Source organism: Litoreibacter meonggei, from assembly GCF_003663885.1.
GTDB lineage: Bacteria > Pseudomonadota > Alphaproteobacteria > Rhodobacterales > Rhodobacteraceae > Litoreibacter > Litoreibacter meonggei.
On record NZ_RCCE01000003.1, the window covers coordinates 690,062 to 705,113 of the forward strand.

Below are 15,052 nucleotides of genomic sequence, written 5' to 3' on the forward strand. Positions count from 1 at the left end.
TTGGGTCCTTCCGCCGCACTCCATTTTGAAAGCCAATAATGCCCAATCTTGCCCTTACAGTGTCATGCGTTTCTACCATTGGTATCGTCGCAGCAATCTCGACCTTCCTTGCAAAGCATGAGTGTAACATCACCGACAGTGCACAATTTGACGACCCAATCACGGGCGCGTTTTTCACGCGCGTTAGTTTCAAGGCGCCCGACGCCATGGATATGGATGACCTGCGCGGTCGTTTTAACGAAACCGCCGCGCAATTTAGAATGGACTGGGCCATCCACGACCAAGCCACAAAAATGAAAGTTGCGATCATGGTGTCGCGTTTCGGGCATTGTTTGAACGATCTGCTTTATCGCTGGCGCATCGGTGCCCTGCCGATTGATATTGTCGCAGTAATTTCAAACCACACCGATTATCAAGAGCTGGTCGTCAATCATGACATCCCTTTTCATCACATCAAAGTCACGAAAGAGAATAAGCCGGACGCCGAGGCGCGGATCATGCAAGTGATTGAGGAGTCCGATGCTGAGCTCGTTGTCTTAGCGCGGTATATGCAGATCCTGAGCGACCAGATGTGCCAAAAAATGTCAGGCCGCATTATCAATATCCATCACTCCTTCTTGCCGAGTTTCAAAGGTGCAAACCCCTATAAGCAGGCCTTTGAACGCGGTGTGAAACTGATTGGTGCAACGGCGCACTATGTAACGGCCGACCTTGATGAGGGGCCGATCATTGAACAAGACACGATCCGCGTAACACATGCGCAAAGCGCAAGCGATTACGTCACACTTGGTCGTGACGTCGAAGCGCAGGTATTCGCCAGGGCGATCCATGCCCATATTCACCACCGCGTATTTCAAAATGGCGACAAAACCGTGGTCTTTCCGGCCAGCCCTGGGGGCTATGCTTCGGAAAGACTGGGTTAAACATAATCGGTCGTCGCATGTGAAATTTGGCTGTACGCGGCCGTAATCGCGGCCACGTATCCGTGGACTCCAAGTCCGGCAATGACGCCCGTTGCAATCCCGGATACATATGAGTGGTGCCTGAACTCTTCGCGCTTGTGAACGTTTGAAATGTGGACCTCAAAAATCGGGCAATCACACGCAGCCAAGGCATCGCGGATTGCAACAGATGTATGCGTATAAGCAGCAGGATTAATGACGACTGCGGCAGCCTCTGTACGGGCTTTATGGATCAGTTCGACCAATTCTCCTTCGTGATTGCTTTGATGAAAAGATATCAGCATTCCAAGGCTCAAGGCGGTGTCCATGCAGAGCCTTTCCACATCCCTTAATGTTTCATGGCCATAGATCTCAGGTTGGCGTGTGCCGAGGAGGTTCAAGTTGGGTCCATTAAGGACGTAAATTGTAGGTTTGCTCATTGGTGTGTCGCTGCTCCGATATGATTAACTTGGGCGCAAACGTCACAGAGGGCAGACAGGCTGCGTGCGGTCGCTCGAGCCATAGCCGGCAAGATCATCCATTCAAGCGTCCATGCAGTTCCAGAGCGTTCCTGCTCATGGACTAGGGCGTGATGCATTCCGCTAAGCTGGGTCGCGTTATAGCGTGCTAAAGTGACCAATAGTTCTGCTAGAATCGGGTTTTGCTTGTGCGGCATTGCGGATGAGCCGCCACCGGTTGCCATGCTGATTTCGCCGATGCCTTGCTGTGCCATTAGGCAGATGTCTTGACCAATCTTTCCGATCGAACCACTAATCAATGACAGCAGATTGGCATAATCTGCCAATCCGTCCCGCGTTGCGTGCCAAGATGTTTCTGGATTTCCGAGCCCAAGGTCTGCGGCCATATCCGCCGCGACATCGGTCGCATGTGTGGAAAACGCCGCCCTGTCTCCGACGGCCCCGCCAAGTTGCAGCAATTCAACCCGTGGGCGAATCTGTTCCAGACGTTGCAAGTGGTTTTGGAGTGGGTCGGACCATGTCCGCAGGCGATCAGAAACTGTGATTGGCAGCGCCGCCTGCATGCGGGTGCGGCCGATTAGGGTTTGCGTACCAAACTTTTTTTCGAGACTTGTGATGGCGCTCACTGCATCTGTAAGTCGGTTGCGCAACATGCTGTTGAACTCGATCAGTGTCAGCGCCAAAGCTGTATCGATAACATCCTGAGATGTGGCTCCTGTATGGACTGCCTTGCTATTTTCGCCTGCCATTTTGCGGAGCTGAGAAACAAGCGCCGGAACGGGGAGCCCATCTGTGGCACTCCCACTGCGCAGATCGTCGAGGTCGACCTGAAAATCCGCGATTTGATCCGCCAAATTATTCGCAATGTTGGCCGGAACCGATCCAACCTGCCCCAAAGAGCGCGTAAAAGCAGCCTCGAACGCGAGCATATGGGTAAGTTGTCGTTGCGGAGACCAGATCGCAGCAGCTTCATCATCGCCTAACAGGCCGCCAAGCCAAGGGTGATCAAAAACGGTGCTCATGTCAGGGTCCTGTGCATTTGCTTTATCGCGTCACTTATCAAGACAGGCGCTTCAATGCACGGCAAGTGGCCACAATCGGGGATGACTTGATAGGACGCATTTGGAATTAAGTTTGCCAAGTCTTTCACTAGGGCAGGGGGCGTTGCCAGATCATCACTTCCCGCAATGCAGTGGGTCGGGACCGAAATTCGTGGACTTTGAGCGCTGAAATCCGTGTCACGGATCGCGCCGCAGACACCTGCGTATCCGGCCGGGGAGGTTCTGACGAGCATGTTGCGATAGACGGCAAATTCGGCAGGCCGATGTGCGATGAACTCTGCCGAGAACCAACGCTCAAGTATCGCATCTGCCATAATGGCAATGCCCTCAGACTGCACAGTTTTGATCCGCGCATTCCAACTCTCGGCATCCCCAATTTGTGCGCCAGTGCAACATAAGACGAGACCCGCCACCAGATCGGGGCGATCCACGGCAAGCCCTTGAGCGATCATTCCGCCGACAGACACACCACAGATCAAAGCACGTTGCATGTCCAGATGGTCCATCAACGTCGCGGCATCGTCGACCAACGCTGTCATCGAAATCATGCCGTCATCGCTCAGGCCGTGGCCGCGTTTGTCGATGCAGAGAATTGGCGGGTCGTTATCCAATCCGTCAATAACCTGATCCCAGATGCGAAAGTCTGTCCCGAGCGAATTCAAGAAGACAATTGGCGTCCCTTTTCCCGGCCTAAAGCGATAATGCAGGGCAACTTCATTGAGAACGGTGACCTGCGTCATCAGACAATTGTCGCTTCGGTTGCCGCGCGCAGCTCGTTTTCGGTAACGCCCTCGGCGCATTCAACGATGCGCAAGCCACCTTCAACAACGTCGAGCACGCCTAAATTGGTGATGATCCGGTCAACCACGCCCTTGCCGGTCAATGGAAGGGTGCACGCCTTCAGCACTTTGCTTTTGCCATATTTATTGGTGTGATCCATCACGACCACCACACGGCCTACACCTGCCACAAGGTCCATCGCACCGCCCATTCCTTTGACCAGCTTGCCCGGGATCATCCAGTTCGCCAGATCGCCGTTTTCCGCTACTTCCATCGCGCCAAGGATGGCAGCAGCGATCTTGCCGCCGCGGATCATCCCAAAAGACGTCGCACTGTCAAAATAGGCGGTCCGGCTCAACTCGGTTATCGTTTGCTTGCCCGCATTTATCAGGTCGGGGTCTTCATCCCCTTCAAATGGAAACGGACCCATGCCGAGCATCCCGTTCTCGGATTGCAGTGTAATATCCTTGTCGCCGACATAATTCGCCACCAGCGTTGGAATACCGATTCCAAGGTTCACATACCAGCCGTCTTGCAGTTCATCCGCCGCGCGTGCGGCCATCTGATTGCGGTCCCACATTATGCGCGCTCCCTGACTGTGCGTTGTTCGATGCGTTTCTCGTGATCACCCTGCACAATCCGGTGCACATAGATGCCGGGCAAATGGATCATGTCGGGATCCAGCGACCCGCGCGGGACGATTTCTTCGACCTCAGCTATGCAAATCTTGCCGCACATGGCAGCGGGTGGGTTGAAGTTGCGTGCCGTTTTGCGGAAAATCAGATTACCTGTGTCATCAGCCTTCCATGCCTTGACGATGCTGAGATCGGCAAAAATCCCTTGTTCAAGAATATATTCTTGTCCGTTGAACATCTTGGATTCTTTGCCTTCCGCGATCACTGTGCCGACGCCGGTTTTGGTGTAGAACCCTGGAATGCCGCAGCCACCCGCGCGCATTCGCTCGGCCAACGTACCTTGGGGATTGAATTCCAGCGCCAACTCACCCGACAGATATTGCCGCATGAATTCGGCGTTCTCACCGACGTAAGAGCTAATCATCTTTTGGACCTGTCGGGTCTGCAACAGGATGCCGATGCCAAAATCATCAACACCCGCGTTGTTGGACGCAAAAGTCAGTTCCTTGGTGCCAGCCTGCTTGATGCCCTCTAACAACAATTCGGGAATACCGCAGAGGCCGAAGCCACCAGCGGCAATCAACATCCCGTCTTGCAATACGCCAACCAAGGCCGCTTCGGCACTCTCATATATCTTCTTCATGCTGCAACCTTTCGCAAGCCAAGGATTTGACGCGCTTGCTGCCACGTGGCGATGGGGCGCTCGTATTTTTCACAGAGCCCAACCGCAAGCTCCACCAATGCCGCGTTGGATGGGGCAAGACGATCACGATCAAGTCGAACATTGTCTTCAAGTCCTGTTCGCGCGTGCCCGCCTGATGAGATTGCCCACTCGTTGAGCGCAAGCTGATGGCGACCAATGCCTGCGGCGCACCATGGGGTATCTGGACCAAAAAGCCGGTGTACAGTTTTGATGTAGTAGTCAAAAACATCGCGATCCACGGGCATCGCATTTTTCACACCCATGACGAACTGCACATAGGGGGTGCCTTCAATTTCGCCTTTGTCGGCCATCTCTTTGGCGCGTAAGATGTGGCTGAGGTCAAAGGCCTCAATCTCGGGTTTGACACCGTAGGTGCGCATCTCTGATGCAAGCCAATCAATAAGGTCAGGCGCATTTTCATAGACGCGCGTGGGGAAGTTGGTAGATCCGACGGACATTGAGGCCATGTCGGGCCGCAGACTAAGCATTCCACCACGCTCGCGTCCCGCACCGGACCGCCCGCCCGTTGATAGCTGCACAATCATGCCCGGACAGTGTTGTTCCAACCCTTCTTTCAGCGAAGCGAAGCGGTCTGGATCGGACGTAGGCATTCCAGCGTCATCGCGCACGTGGCAATGCGCGATGCTTGCACCTGCCTCGAATGCTGCTTGGGTGCTTTCGATCTGCTCGGCAATAGAGATTGGAACAGCCGGATTGTTTTCCTTCGTGGGCAAGGAGCCGGTTATGGCGACACAGATTATGCAGGGATTAGACATCGAAGAACACCGTTTCGTTTTCGCCCTGAAGCTGGATATCAAAGCGGTAAACAGACATGCCGTCCTCTTCGCTGCGCTGCGCAATCAACGTTGCACGACGATGTGCCCACTCGATCAAGTTCAGCACAGGGTCACTGGCATTGGCCTCGGTCTCGTCATCAAAGTACATGCGCGTATTGAGTCCGATATTGATGCCGCGCGCGACGATCCAGAAGTTCAGATGCGGGGCTTGCGTACCGACGTTGCGCCCTTGGGTCTTGCCGGGCTTCACTGTCTCGAAAGACCACTCACCACTGTCAAAATCGGAAATGATGCGACCCCAACCGCAAAACCCGTCCTCGACCTCACCACCACCTTCGGGGTGGGCATAGTAACCGTTAGCGTTGGCCTGCCAGACCTCCAGTAGAACGTCTTTGATTGGCGCGCCCATGCCGTCAATCACGCGACCCTCGATGCGGATACGGTCGCCTTTGGCGTTCGGTCCGGTGATGTCGTGGCCAAGTTCCTGACGGTAGATGTCAAACCCGGCCGCTCCCGGTGCCAGACCGATATGAACGTAGGGTCCAGCGGTTTGGGATGCAGATTCTTTCAGATATGCGAGGTCTTGAGACATTAGTTCCCCTCCAGACGGTTTTCAAAGAGCGTTGAGCGGCGGCCGCGCAGCACGATGTCGAACTTGTAAGCTATGCTGTCGAGCGGGACTGTTGCGTTCAGGTCGAGCTTGGCCGTAAGCTGGTCAATGGCATCTGCATCAGGAATTGTTTGCACAATCGGGCAAATCGGGATCAACGGGTCACCTTCAAAGTAGCACTGGGTGATCAGGCGCTGCACGAAGCCCGAACCGAACACCGAGACGTGGATATGCGCGGGGCGCCAGTTGTTGACCATGTTGCGCCACGGATAGGCACCTGGCTTGACTGTGCGGAAGTAAAAATAGCCGTTCTCGTCTGACAGCGTGCGCCCGCACCCACCGAAGTTTGGATCGATTGGGGCCAGGTAGGTATCTTTCTTGTGACGATAGCGGCCACCGGCATTGGCCTGCCAAATCTCTACCAGCGTATTGGGGACAGGACGTGCGTTTTCGTCCAGAACGCGCCCATGCAGGATTATGCGCTCGCCAATCGGGCTTTCGTCCGCCTTGGCATAATTCGTGAGCAGATCATTGTCGCCTGCGTCGATGTCGCCGTGACCAAACCTTGGACCGGTGATCTCTGAGACCGAGTTCTGCAAAGAGATCATCGAATAGCGCGGACTGCGCGCCACCGACGTTTTATAGTCGGGCGTCAAGGCGGTGGGGTGAACGCTACGGTTGCGTTGGTAGAATTCTCCGGGCTGGGTCATGATGTTTCCTCCATTTCGGCGTATGTCTGCTTGGCAAGTTTGATCGCGTGGTTGGCCTTCGGCACTCCGGCGTAGATCGCGACATGCATGAAGGCCTGAATAACGTCCGCCTTTGTCGCGCCTGTATTCGCGGTGGCGCGGATATGCATCGGGATTTCCTCGAAGTTTCCAGTCGCCGCTAGAAGCGCGAGTGTGAGCATTGATCGTTCGCGGTGCGAGATCGTGTCATCCGTCCAGACTGTACCCCAAGCTCCTTCAGTGATGAGGGTCTGAAACGGCGCGTCAAACTGTGTCTTGTTGGCTTCAGCACGATTAACATGAGCGTCGCCTAGAACAGTGCGTCGGGTTTGCATGCCTTTTTCGTATCTTGCGGTCATATCCTGGGCATCCCTTTTGGCCGCATCAGGCGTTTTTGTGCGGCGATCCTGAATGGCGCGTTTGGGGCGCCGTAACCGGCGTATCCGTCTTTGCGCTGTACGATTTCAAAAAACATGCCGCCTGCGTAGGGCCGGGAATAGAACTGGAAGAACGCTCCGTGCGCATCCTCGTCATAAAGGATATTCCCTGCCTTAAGTCTGCTGAGCAACTCAGGGGCAAGGTCAAAGCGGGCGGTTAGGTCAGCGTAATAATTGTCCGACATGGGCAAGGGTTTGAAGCTGCGTTCTGCCAACGCATCAGACGTAGCAAAAATGTCGTCAGTGGCCAGTGCGATGTGCTGAACGGATGCCCCAAAACTGTCGGCAAGAAAATTGCCCGCCATCGTGCGATGGGTTTCTGCTCCGTTCAGCGTAATGCGGAAGGCCCCGTCAGATGTTTCCAGCGCCTGACTACGTACCAACCCATCAGGATCCACGACATCGACCATCGGCGATTTTTTCATATCAAACAGTGTTGTGTAGAACAGCGACCAGCTAAGCATTTCGTCATAACTCATGGTCTGCGCGAGGTGATCGATCCGTTGCAACCCTGCGCCCGTCTGTTGGGATTCATCGCCTTCAAATTCGATGGACCAGACATCAGCAAGACCGCTGGCGTCGTCAATAAAGTGAAGCACACTGCCGCTCAGACCCCGAATGGCGGGAATATCTAGTTCGCTGGGTCCTATTGGTTGGGAAAAAGGATTTGCACCCAAAGCTTCGGCACGTGAAACAGTTTTGGCCGCATCGCCAACATTCAAACCCACATCGCATACGGTTGTTCCGTGCATCGTATAGGCGCTGCTTGCATAGCCAGTTGTTTCACGGTTCACGACGATCCGGATATCGCCTTGGGTCCAAAGTGTCAGCTGTTTGGAGATATGTTGGCCGGTGCGCGAGAAACCCATAGTTTCAAGTATGGTTTCGAGTGCGGTGGCCTCATCGCCTTTTGTTGCAAACTCAACTAACGAAACACCGTCGACAACGGCTCGCTTTGGCATTGCTGCCAGATCGAGTTTGACTCCCGGCTCGTCCCGCTTGACGTCATCCATCAGTGCGACGAGCGAGCGGTGCCCGTCCATCGCAATCGTTCTGGGACTGCCACCACGAAACTGATCGTTGAAAATCTCTAGCGAGATAGGGCCGGAATATCCTGTTGCGACGACGGCTCTCATGAAGTCTGTGACCGCAAGGTCGCCTTCTCCGGGCATATTGCGGAAGTGTCGGGACCAATAGAGCAGGTCCATCTCGATCTGGGGCGCGTCCGCTAGTTGAACAAAGAAGATCTTGTCGCCGGGGATACGGCGGATCGTTTCGGGATCGATCTTGCGGGCGAGAGTATGAAAACTATCGAGGATCAGACCGACATTGTCGTGGTCCGCGCGCCGCACGATCTCCCATGCATCGCGATGGTCGTTTGCGTGACTGCCCCATGCCAAAGCCTCAAAGCCAACCCGCAAGCCACGTTTAGCTGCCCTCTCACCAAGTTCGTGAAAATCTGCGGCGGCACGATCAATCCCGCCCATAGCATTGGGGTGGCAGGAGGAGCAGACGAGAACCAGATCGGTGCCAAGCTCCTGCATCAAATCGAATTTGCGCTCGGCACGGTCGAACGCCTTTGCACGTAAAGGGTCTGGCAAGCCTTCGAAATCGCGGAACGGTTGGAACAGGGTGATGTCCAATCCCATTGACCGGATCATATCGCCAACGTCGCGCGGGTTACCGTCGTGAGCAATGAAATCCTGCTCGAATATCTCGATGCCGTCGAAACCTGCCGCAGCAATGGCCTCGAGCTTTTCTGGAAGATTGCCAGAAATGGATACGGTCGCGATGGACGTTTTCATACGTCATCCTCCTGAATGGCGGCGCGAAGGGCCACAGCGTCTAAATCAACGCCGGTAAATATTCGCCAAGCGTCAATGCCTTGGCAGAAGAACAGCTCGTAGCCAGAAATGACCGTGAGCCCCTCAGCCGTCGCGTCTTGCAAGAATTCGGTTTCAACTGGTGTATAGACCGCGTCAAAAGCCCATTTTGCTCCGGTCATCGCGGAACGGGGCAAAGGTGTGCCGCCAATGCCGACCATCCCCAGTGGTGTGCAGTTTATAATCCCGTCTGCGCCGATTGCGGCCTCAATCGGATTGGTGGCGATTTCAATCTGCGTGTCGTTTCCGACATCGCGTAGCGCGGTTGCCAGCGCTTGCGCCTTGGTGAGGTCCAGATCGACGCAGCGGATGGTCGTAGCCTTCAAGCCGAGCAACCCGAAAGCCACCGCTTTTCCAACACCTCCGGTCCCGATCAGGCACACGGTTCCCGGCGCAGTATCGCCAAGGATCACGCGGTAGGACGACATAAATCCGCTATAGTCGGTGTTGTGACCCTGCGGACCATTCGGGTCAAAGACGACTGTGTTCACCGCACCAATGGCTCTCACCAGCGGGTCGCTGACTGTGACCTTGCCAATGACCTGTTCCTTATAGGGATATGTCACATTGATCCCGCGGAACCCGGAGTTTTGGGCTTGTTCGAAAGCCTGATCGAACGTCAAGTTTAGGTCTTTTGGGATCAATCTGTCATAAGTCACTTCAAGACCGGTCAATTGCCCAGCTGTGCAATGCAGTCTTGGGGATTTAGAGCGGGTGATATTGTCCCCGATCAAGCCAAGCTTGATGGTTTTCGCCAGTGTCTGTGTCATGATGATGCCTTTCCAAACAGACGTGTTTTTGCAGCGGTCCAAACAGGCGTCTGGCTCACGAAGATCAGGATCACAGCTATGAATAGGCTCAGCGAAAGAGGGCTAGTGATGATGCCTTCAAAGAACCGGCCAAGGTCTTCCCGTTCCGAAATGATGGCGCGGCGCCAGTTGTCATCGAGAAGCCTCGACAGGATGACACCAAGAATCACAGGGCCAAGGGGATATCCGTAATGGCGCATGAAGTAGCCAAAGACACCAAAGCCAAGCATCCAGTAGACATCTGTGATCGAGTTATTCACCGCATATGCGCCAACAATCGACAGAAGCAGGATCAGCGGGATGATGATAGATCGCGGCATCTCGACGATCTTGGTAAAAATCTTGATGCCAGTCAGACCAAAGATCAGCATGAAGACATTGGCCATCAAAAGCGCGCCGACGATGAACCAGAACATGTCGGGTTGATCGACCATCAACATCGGGCCGGGATTTAGCCCGTGAATGAACAAAGCACCGATCATGATTGCCGTGACAGCATCACCAGGGATTCCCAGCGTCATCATCGGGATAAATGCACCCCCGACAGCTGCGTTGTTAGCTGTCTCCGGCGCGACAAGTCCTTCCATTGCGCCCTTGCCAAACGGCACTTCGGGGTTCTTGGTGACGCGCTTTGCATGGTCATAAGCCATCAGAGCTGCGATGTCGCCACCTGTACCGGGCAGGGCCCCAATGATGACCCCGATGGACGACGTTTGGAGTGACAGCGGGAGATATTTCTTGACCGTTCCAAAGGACGGAACAATCTTGTCGATCTTCTGGCGCACGGCCTTCATGTTGACGTTCTGCAACTGTTGAAGTGCCTCAGAGACGCCGAACATTCCGATCATCACGGCAATGAATGAAATGCCTCCTTCCATGAGCTTGAGGTCGAAGGTGAAACGCTCTGCGAACGTCAGCGGATCACGCCCCACCGCGCCGATGGCAATGCCTAATGCACCTGCAAAAATACCTTTGACCAGTGACCCGCTCGACAGCGAACCAACGAGCAGGATGCCCAGAACAGCCAGCAACATATAGTCACGTGGTTGGAATGTGATCGCGAAGTCCGCAACAAAAGGTGCAGCTACGGCAAGAACGAGAATACCAATTAATCCGCCAAAAAAGGACATGACGGTCGTCACGCCGATGGCCTGACCTGCTTCGCCCTTCTGCGCCATCGGGTAGCCATCCATCGCCGTGGCAATGGCTGAAGGTGCGCCAGGAATGTTAAGCAGAATTGCAGTGCGTGAGCCGCCATAGACGCCTCCCATGTAGATGCCGACCATCAAAGAGATTGCGGGGTAGACGTCCCAAGAGAAAGTAAAGGAGATCAGGATCGAAACAGCCATGGTGACTGAAAGACCGGGAATTGCTCCGATGTAGATGCCCGCGAACGTGCCAACGCCGACAAGCAATAAGAGCTGAGGTTGGGTGAAAATCGTGAGAATGGCCATTAGGGTTTCCATTAGGACGCACCCCCAGACATGAGATTACGGAAAAACTGGATGAATTCGGCTTCAGGCAGAATGCCTGCTGGCAAGAGCACTGTGAACACCACGCGGAAAACGATCCAGATCACGACGAGCGAACCAAGAGCGACGGTCAGGGTATAGCCCCAGCCTTTGCGTGCCAAAACCTTGATCGCAACGGTCAGAAATAGCGCCGCTGTGAGAACAAACCCCAAAGGTTTCAGAAGCAAACCGAATATGATCAGAAACCCGATGAACAGGATCACCATGATCGGCAGGATGTCTTTGGACAGGGTTTCATGCGCGACTTTGCTTAAACGCGATGTTCGCAAGGTGACGATGAATGCTGACACAGCCATAACCAATGTTGTGGCCATCGGAACGGAGCCCGGGCTAGACAAAGCTTTGAAACCAGAAATGCCGTATGCATTGTAAAGGAGGAATAAGCTGGCGAGCGTCAGAAAAATGGCAAAGCCTAACTCGCCTGGTCTGCGTTGTTCGATATAACCGCCGGGTGTTGCATCTGATGTACCGTCGTGGTGGTCGCTGTCGCCTCTGAAATCCGGATCCATGATCCTCTCCTCCCGTTGAATTTGACCGGGCTCCCATCCCGGAACGCAAAGCGCCGCCCAGCCTCATAAGGCGCGGGCGGCGCCAAGTTCGGCAGGCCCTATGGCCCACCATTCGTCAAAGTAGGGTCTTAGTTGGCAGGACGTGCGATGCCGAACTCTTCAGGGGATGCTTGTGTGAGACCTGCGTCGTCAAGCAACCATGCCGTGCCTTGCTGCCACTTTGTCAGGAAAGCACTGGCCTCTTCACCGCTGATGTTCATCATGGTGAAGCCGCGACCAGCCATCAAATCGATGAATTCCTGGTTCTCTGCGGCAGTTGCATACGCTGCTGTAAGGGCTTCGATCACGTCATCAGGCGTTCCGTTTTTGGCAAACACCCCAAAGAAAGGTCCCCATGGCAGATACGTCGCATAAGCGGCGTTCGCATCGGTCGCAATCTGAACGTCGGGCAGCGTCGAATTGGTCTCTGTCTCGAAGATCAGAATTGGCTTCATGTTGCCTGCGCGGATGCCTTCGATAGCGGCACCAAGAACAGCAGGCATAACGTCAATTGCGCCACCCTGGAGGGCTGTCAGGGCCGGACCGTCGCCGTCGTAAGGAACGGCAATAACGTCCAGTTCACCTTCAACGGTGTTCATCATTGCTGTGATGACTGAGGGCAGGCCACCGGGGCCAGTCGCGCCCAATTTCAGCTCCCCTGGGTTCGCTGCGATGTAGGCCAACATGCCTGCATAATCATCAAACGGGGCGTCGTTGTTTGCGACCAGCATAGCGGTGCCGCGTGCCAAAAGGTTGACGGGGGTGAAGGCGGAATAGTCTTCGTCGCCCAAGCCCATAACTTTGTAGAGCATCGGGTTTTCAGCGCCCATCAAGACAGTGTAACCGTCCGCATCTGCATCAACCACATAGTTGAGAGCAATCGCTCCAACCGCACCTGTCATGTTCTGCATTACGACCGTGCCACCAAGGGCTTCTTCCGCATGTGGCGTGACAGAGCGCATCACGGTGTCTGTTGAACCACCAGCGCCCCACTGGATGATGCCTTGGATCTCTTTGGTGGGGTATTCTTGCGCTGTTGCTACGGTTGCGCTCAGTCCGAGCGCCACGAGTGCGCCAATCAGTTTACGAGACATCTCTGTCCTCCCTTGGTGTTTTTTTGCCAACGATTCGCTCCTCGCATCGTCGGTACATCTCCTTTTATGTACCTTGCGGTTAATTTGTCAATTAAAATGTACCTTGCGGTTAAATTCATGCTATTCAATCAAAGAATCGGAGGAACGATGGAGCACAGACACATGGATGGAGCCCAAAAAAGCGCGCCAAAAAAGCGCAAGACGTCGTGGAAGAAGGATCCTGCAGCCGTCAAAGAAGATATCTTGACCGTGGCTACCGAAGCCTTTGCTGCACACGGGTTGTCCGGCGCAAACATCAACGAGATCGCGGAGAAGACTTCGACATCCAAGCGGATGATTTACTACTACTTCGGAGACAAGGAAGGCCTTTATCGCAGTGTACTTGAACGTGTCTATTCGTCATTGAGAGAGACCGAGCAGGCGTTGAATGTTGCTGACCTTGAGCCGATTATGGCCCTGCGTCGGCTAACTGAGGCAACATTCGATTCACACGTCAAAAACCCGCAGTTCATCCGGTTGGTAATGATCGAGAACATTCACAATGCGGAGTATGCGCGCAAGTCTGATGTTATCCCTACCTTGAACAAGGCGATTATCGACAAGCTCGCGGATGTGTGCGCGCGGGGTAAAGCTTCCGGCGTGTTGCGCGATGACGCAGATCCGCTTGAGTTACACTGGATGACAAGTTCGGCAAGCTTCTACAACGTATCAAACAAGGCGACCTTCGCGACATCTTTTGGTGGCCGCCTGTTCACAACAGAAGGCCAAAAACGTATCAGAGAGCGAGTTGTGGATATGGTTCTGGGTGCAGTCGTCGTTGACTATCGGCCCAGATCCGGTGGCTAACTATGCTAGCAATCCTTGCGGTTACATTTCCAATCTACTTTGTCATTCTGTTGGGCTATGTGGCCGTTCGGACGGGATATTCACCGGCAGATACGATCAATGCACTCAGCCAGTTCACTGTCAGGATTTGCCTGCCAGCTCTAATATTCAGCGCGCTTACCACGTCAGGGACAGGTGAAGCCTTAAATTGGGGCATCATCATAGGGTATCTTATTGCGTCATTGCTTGCGCTGTTTTTCGGATACGTAATCATGCGCCGCATGTTTCAGGAAAAATCGCCAGCGGCATGGATACACAGCTTGGCGATCTCAAATTCCAACAGCGGGTTCATCGGTTTTGCTATCGCAAGCATGGTCTTTCCAGACATCGCTTTGCCGGTCCTTGCTTGGATCATGATCGTTGAGAATGCCGTGATTATCCCACTCGCCTTAGTTTCTGCCGATGTGGCGTCAGAGCACCGCACAACATTGTCAACCTCGGCCAAGCGGGCATTTCAAAGCTTTGTCCGAAATCCACTTGTTCTTGCGATTTTCGCCGCTTTGATTGTTCGAGGTATCGGTTTGCCGCTGCCAAAACCAGTGATCTCGACAATCCAAATGCTTGCTTCGGTTGCGCCTGTAATCGCCCTGTTTGTTGTTGGTGGAATTGTTGCACGCTTTAGCCTCAGTTTACATTGGCGCAGGACAACGGCCATCAGCTTTGGCAAGTTGATCGTTCACCCCACGCTTGTTTATGCTCTGCTTTCATTATGGCCGGGATTGGGACAGGAATTTGTCATGACAGCTGTGCTGTTTGCTGCCGTTCCAATGCTTTCGATTTATCCAATGTTGGGGGCAAAATACGGCTCGGAACAGGTCTGCGCTACCGCGTTTATCGTCACCGTGATATTATCGTTCTTCACGATTAGTGCATTGATCTGGTGGATGGGCATCGTTGGCATTGCTTCCATAAGTGGATAACAGACTAATTTGACATAAGATGGACTATCAGTATTTTCTAATATTGTTTTACATCAGCATCTTAGAACGTTTCGATTTAACATAATGAACCTTATGCGAATTTGGACTGTCGCCGGGTGGATTCACAAACGAAGTGCAAATTCTGTATCAAAACAGAACCTTGCATGGAGAATGACAAATGGGAAGCTGTTACCCTCACCTGAGTTTGGA

Annotated in this window: 17 protein-coding genes; 3 read left to right on the forward strand and 14 right to left on the reverse strand. The window is 53.9% G+C overall.

Features of this window, described 5'->3' with window-relative positions:
* Window positions 1-38: 38 nt before the first annotated feature.
* Window positions 39-923 (forward strand): formyltetrahydrofolate deformylase, encoded by an 885-nt coding sequence (gene purU, locus BCF46_RS11830; RefSeq protein WP_121024421.1) that lies wholly within the window; start codon window positions 39-41, stop codon window positions 921-923.
* Here purU and aroQ read toward each other — a convergent pair.
* The 14 genes from aroQ to BCF46_RS11900 all read right to left on the reverse strand — a co-directional run bounded on the left by aroQ (window position 920) and on the right by BCF46_RS11900 (window position 13,037).
* On the reverse strand, window positions 920-1,381 hold the full coding sequence (gene aroQ / locus BCF46_RS11835) for a type II 3-dehydroquinate dehydratase (RefSeq protein ID WP_121024423.1): 462 nt from the start codon (window positions 1,379-1,381) through the stop codon (window positions 920-922). The genes purU and aroQ overlap by 4 nt on opposite strands.
* Window positions 1,378-2,442, reverse strand: a complete 1,065-nt coding sequence (locus BCF46_RS11840) for a 3-carboxy-cis,cis-muconate cycloisomerase (protein WP_121024424.1) — start codon at window positions 2,440-2,442, stop codon at window positions 1,378-1,380. The genes aroQ and BCF46_RS11840 overlap by 4 nt, the downstream gene beginning before the upstream one ends.
* Entirely contained in the window at window positions 2,439-3,221 is a 783-nt protein-coding gene (gene pcaD, locus BCF46_RS11845) for a 3-oxoadipate enol-lactonase (RefSeq protein WP_121024426.1), read from the reverse strand. Before pcaD ends, BCF46_RS11840 begins: the two co-directional genes overlap by 4 nt.
* Window positions 3,221-3,844, reverse strand: coding sequence for a 3-oxoacid CoA-transferase subunit B (locus BCF46_RS11850; protein ID WP_121024428.1), 624 nt, complete (start codon window positions 3,842-3,844; stop codon window positions 3,221-3,223). The genes pcaD and BCF46_RS11850 overlap by 1 nt, the downstream gene beginning before the upstream one ends.
* On the reverse strand, window positions 3,841-4,539 hold the full coding sequence (locus BCF46_RS11855; RefSeq protein WP_121024430.1) for a CoA transferase subunit A: 699 nt from the start codon (window positions 4,537-4,539) through the stop codon (window positions 3,841-3,843). The genes BCF46_RS11850 and BCF46_RS11855 overlap by 4 nt, the downstream gene beginning before the upstream one ends.
* Window positions 4,536-5,375, reverse strand: coding sequence for a 3-oxoadipate:acetyl-CoA acetyltransferase (locus BCF46_RS11860; protein WP_121024432.1), 840 nt, complete (start codon window positions 5,373-5,375; stop codon window positions 4,536-4,538). Before BCF46_RS11860 ends, BCF46_RS11855 begins: the two co-directional genes overlap by 4 nt.
* Window positions 5,368-5,988, reverse strand: a complete 621-nt coding sequence (gene pcaG, locus BCF46_RS11865) for a protocatechuate 3,4-dioxygenase subunit alpha (RefSeq protein ID WP_121024434.1) — start codon at window positions 5,986-5,988, stop codon at window positions 5,368-5,370. Before pcaG ends, BCF46_RS11860 begins: the two co-directional genes overlap by 8 nt.
* Complete coding sequence (gene pcaH, locus BCF46_RS11870) at window positions 5,988-6,716, reverse strand: protocatechuate 3,4-dioxygenase subunit beta (RefSeq protein WP_121024435.1); 729 nt, start codon at window positions 6,714-6,716, stop codon at window positions 5,988-5,990. Before pcaH ends, pcaG begins: the two co-directional genes overlap by 1 nt.
* On the reverse strand, window positions 6,713-7,093 hold the full coding sequence (gene pcaC / locus BCF46_RS11875; protein WP_121024437.1) for a 4-carboxymuconolactone decarboxylase: 381 nt from the start codon (window positions 7,091-7,093) through the stop codon (window positions 6,713-6,715). Before pcaC ends, pcaH begins: the two co-directional genes overlap by 4 nt.
* Window positions 7,090-8,976, reverse strand: a complete 1,887-nt coding sequence (locus BCF46_RS11880; protein ID WP_121024439.1) for a bifunctional sugar phosphate isomerase/epimerase/4-hydroxyphenylpyruvate dioxygenase family protein — start codon at window positions 8,974-8,976, stop codon at window positions 7,090-7,092. Before BCF46_RS11880 ends, pcaC begins: the two co-directional genes overlap by 4 nt.
* Entirely contained in the window at window positions 8,973-9,824 is an 852-nt protein-coding gene (locus BCF46_RS11885; RefSeq protein ID WP_121024441.1) for a shikimate dehydrogenase family protein, read from the reverse strand. The genes BCF46_RS11880 and BCF46_RS11885 overlap by 4 nt, the downstream gene beginning before the upstream one ends.
* Complete coding sequence (locus BCF46_RS11890) at window positions 9,821-11,329, reverse strand: tripartite tricarboxylate transporter permease (RefSeq protein WP_121024442.1); 1,509 nt, start codon at window positions 11,327-11,329, stop codon at window positions 9,821-9,823. The genes BCF46_RS11885 and BCF46_RS11890 overlap by 4 nt, the downstream gene beginning before the upstream one ends.
* Window positions 11,329-11,904 (reverse strand): tripartite tricarboxylate transporter TctB family protein, encoded by a 576-nt coding sequence (locus tag BCF46_RS11895; RefSeq protein ID WP_121024444.1) that lies wholly within the window; start codon window positions 11,902-11,904, stop codon window positions 11,329-11,331. Before BCF46_RS11895 ends, BCF46_RS11890 begins: the two co-directional genes overlap by 1 nt.
* A 128-nt stretch (window positions 11,905-12,032) precedes the next feature.
* Window positions 12,033-13,037 (reverse strand): Bug family tripartite tricarboxylate transporter substrate binding protein, encoded by a 1,005-nt coding sequence (locus BCF46_RS11900; protein WP_121024446.1) that lies wholly within the window; start codon window positions 13,035-13,037, stop codon window positions 12,033-12,035.
* A gap of 96 nt (window positions 13,038-13,133) precedes the next feature.
* On the opposite strand from BCF46_RS11900, the gene BCF46_RS11905 reads away from it, so the two are divergent.
* Together BCF46_RS11905 and BCF46_RS11910 are read left to right on the forward strand one after the other, a co-directional pair.
* A complete protein-coding gene (locus BCF46_RS11905; RefSeq protein WP_245990040.1) occupies window positions 13,134-13,883 on the forward strand; it encodes a TetR/AcrR family transcriptional regulator in 750 nt (249 codons plus the stop codon).
* A gap of 2 nt (window positions 13,884-13,885) precedes the next feature.
* Window positions 13,886-14,842 carry an AEC family transporter gene (locus tag BCF46_RS11910; RefSeq protein ID WP_121024451.1) on the forward strand — a complete coding sequence of 319 codons (957 nt, stop codon included), beginning with the start codon at window positions 13,886-13,888 and terminating at the stop codon, window positions 14,840-14,842.
* The last annotated feature ends 210 nt before the right edge of the window (window positions 14,843-15,052 follow it).

Coding starts and splice junctions, on each gene's coding strand:
- purU (WP_121024421.1), top strand. CDS start 39: ATGCCCAATCTTGCCCTTACAGTGTCATGCGTTTCTACCATTGGTATC.
- aroQ (WP_121024423.1), bottom strand. CDS start 1,381: ATGAGCAAACCTACAATTTACGTCCTTAATGGACCCAACTTGAACCTC.
- BCF46_RS11840 (WP_121024424.1), bottom strand. CDS start 2,442: ATGAGCACCGTTTTTGATCACCCTTGGCTTGGCGGCCTGTTAGGCGAT.
- pcaD (WP_121024426.1), bottom strand. CDS start 3,221: ATGACGCAGGTCACCGTTCTCAATGAAGTTGCCCTGCATTATCGCTTT.
- BCF46_RS11855 (WP_121024430.1), bottom strand. CDS start 4,539: ATGAAGAAGATATATGAGAGTGCCGAAGCGGCCTTGGTTGGCGTATTG.
- BCF46_RS11860 (WP_121024432.1), bottom strand. CDS start 5,375: ATGTCTAATCCCTGCATAATCTGTGTCGCCATAACCGGCTCCTTGCCC.
- pcaG (WP_121024434.1), bottom strand. CDS start 5,988: ATGTCTCAAGACCTCGCATATCTGAAAGAATCTGCATCCCAAACCGCT.
- pcaH (WP_121024435.1), bottom strand. CDS start 6,716: ATGACCCAGCCCGGAGAATTCTACCAACGCAACCGTAGCGTTCACCCC.
- pcaC (WP_121024437.1), bottom strand. CDS start 7,093: ATGACCGCAAGATACGAAAAAGGCATGCAAACCCGACGCACTGTTCTA.
- BCF46_RS11880 (WP_121024439.1), bottom strand. CDS start 8,976: ATGAAAACGTCCATCGCGACCGTATCCATTTCTGGCAATCTTCCAGAA.
- BCF46_RS11885 (WP_121024441.1), bottom strand. CDS start 9,824: ATGACACAGACACTGGCGAAAACCATCAAGCTTGGCTTGATCGGGGAC.
- BCF46_RS11890 (WP_121024442.1), bottom strand. CDS start 11,329: ATGGAAACCCTAATGGCCATTCTCACGATTTTCACCCAACCTCAGCTC.
- BCF46_RS11895 (WP_121024444.1), bottom strand. CDS start 11,904: ATGGATCCGGATTTCAGAGGCGACAGCGACCACCACGACGGTACATCA.
- BCF46_RS11900 (WP_121024446.1), bottom strand. CDS start 13,037: ATGTCTCGTAAACTGATTGGCGCACTCGTGGCGCTCGGACTGAGCGCA.
- BCF46_RS11905 (WP_245990040.1), top strand. CDS start 13,134: ATGTACCTTGCGGTTAAATTCATGCTATTCAATCAAAGAATCGGAGGA.
- BCF46_RS11910 (WP_121024451.1), top strand. CDS start 13,886: ATGCTAGCAATCCTTGCGGTTACATTTCCAATCTACTTTGTCATTCTG.